3 protein-coding genes are annotated in these 1,567 nt (G+C 59.5%); 1 reads left to right on the forward strand and 2 read right to left on the reverse strand.

Translation table 11 applies throughout. From position 1 onward, the window contains the following. Nucleotides 1-118: 118 nt before the first annotated feature. Complete coding sequence (locus tag AB3X94_RS41590; RefSeq protein WP_368614443.1) at nucleotides 119-298, reverse strand: hypothetical protein; 180 nt, start codon at nucleotides 296-298, stop codon at nucleotides 119-121. Nucleotides 299-711: 413 nt separating this feature from the next. On the opposite strand from AB3X94_RS41590, the gene AB3X94_RS41595 reads away from it, so the two are divergent. Then, nucleotides 712-1,254, forward strand: a complete 543-nt coding sequence (locus AB3X94_RS41595) for a hypothetical protein (protein ID WP_368614444.1) — start codon at nucleotides 712-714, stop codon at nucleotides 1,252-1,254. On the opposite strand, the gene AB3X94_RS41600 is transcribed toward AB3X94_RS41595, so the two are convergent. Then, nucleotides 1,174-1,567, reverse strand: a 394-nt coding sequence (locus tag AB3X94_RS41600) for an FkbM family methyltransferase (protein WP_368614445.1), incomplete at its 5' end; no start/stop codon positions are given. The genes AB3X94_RS41595 and AB3X94_RS41600 overlap by 81 nt on opposite strands.

The following is a 1,567-nucleotide window of genomic DNA, read 5'->3' on the forward strand; positions in this document are numbered from 1 at the left end:
AACTCTCGGTGAACGTGTCGGCGCCGCCCATGATCTCCAGTGGGCAAGTGGTGGTTCATCTATCAACGCTTCACGAACTCTGCGCGATGACGTGTTTCAGCGGTACTTCAGCAACCTGCTAGGCGGCGGCGCGCGAGATCGCGTCATCCCCGACGACGCCCACGTCAAGCTCTTGCTTTTGATGCGTTAAAAAACCTGCGGGCAAATCATCCAGCCGCTTCAGCGGATGACAAAAAAGCGCCCCTTCAACCGTCTTGTGTCCGGTGCTGTTGAACACCTTGATGGCGTCCTTGACCATTTCATCGACGGCCGCCAGGAAGGTGGGGGGTGTCCGACGGACAACGTCCCTCGCCCCGTGCCGAGCCGAGCGTGTCTAGTTCCTGCCAGCGCGCTCCGGCCGGACGCATTGAAATCCGGGCGCACGGCATGTCCCAGGCCGTGCAGGCGCAACGCGATGACCGACGGGCGCCGAGCTCGCCGTCACGCACCAATCAGGGTACTGCGGCACACGCCAAGGAATCGGCTGCCGGGCACCAGGAAGCACGGGAATTCACGCAGGATGACGTGAACGCAGTGTTGACGGGGACACACCGGAGCGCGGGCAGGCTCGGTGCTAAAAACCTCCCTCAGAGAGAGAAATAAGCGAGCCAAAACCGCCCTCACCACCTACCCCAGCCTAACAAAACCAACCTCACCCCCGACATTTGGTAAATGGCCCGCACCCCGACATTCGGATCTCGCTTTGACAATTCTCCACTTTGGAATATGCCGGGCCCCGAACTGCGGAAGTCGTCCATCACATCAAAGCTGTGCAAATCACTGATTACTGCCACCGCGCCTCCAGCGGTCGATGATGCGGCCCACGCCCAACAGGTACTTCGTCACATACTTCGTGATCGCATACTCGACGTAGCCGAGCGGACACCTCCTCCGGTTGAGGAACAGATGATCTTCGTGCCCGTGCGATTCCTTCGAGAAATTGATCAACCGGAATCGCTGCGATTCAAGCCGCAGCTCAAACCGGACGACCCCTCTTCTCCACAGGCCGCAAAAATCATGGAATTCGATCGCGATCTGGCCAATGTTAGGGAGAAACGCGTCCGGCAGTCAATCAAGCAGCGGCACCTCGGCGCCTTGGATGTCGACCTTCACCAAATCGATTTGCGGGATTCCCTACTGCTGCGTGAACACGTCGAGCCGCACAGCGGCCACCTGGATCTCGTGATTGTTCTCGCTGGTGCGAACGAACGATGATGCCTCCCGATTCGCCGCCACGAAGAAGCTCATCGTCCCTGCGCGATCGGCAATCGCGAGATTGGAAGGCTTCACGCGCGCCATGCCGCCGAGCCGCGCAAAACGGTCGGGATTCGGCTCGACCTCGTAACAGATGCATTCGCATTTCTCCGACATCAGCCGGGAAAACGTACCGCTGTTCGCGCCTAGGGCTACGCTGAACAAGCAGCTGAATTTGCGACGTGTCGGCGATGTAGAGGTGTTCAGGTCGTGAAGCCGACGGTCATCCTTTGGTTTTTGGCCCTTGCGGGCATTGCACGCGGGCGTTTGCCCG

This window comes from Paraburkholderia sp. BR10923 (assembly GCF_040948765.1).
Lineage (GTDB): Bacteria > Pseudomonadota > Gammaproteobacteria > Burkholderiales > Burkholderiaceae > Paraburkholderia > Paraburkholderia youngii.

What these genes read in the sequence shown, in the direction of transcription:
- AB3X94_RS41595 (WP_368614444.1), top strand. Translation starts at nt 712, where the DNA reads ATGGCCCGCACCCCGACATTCGGATCTCGCTTTGACAATTCTCCACTT.
- AB3X94_RS41590 (WP_368614443.1), bottom strand. Translation starts at nt 298, where the DNA reads ATGGTCAAGGACGCCATCAAGGTGTTCAACAGCACCGGACACAAGACG.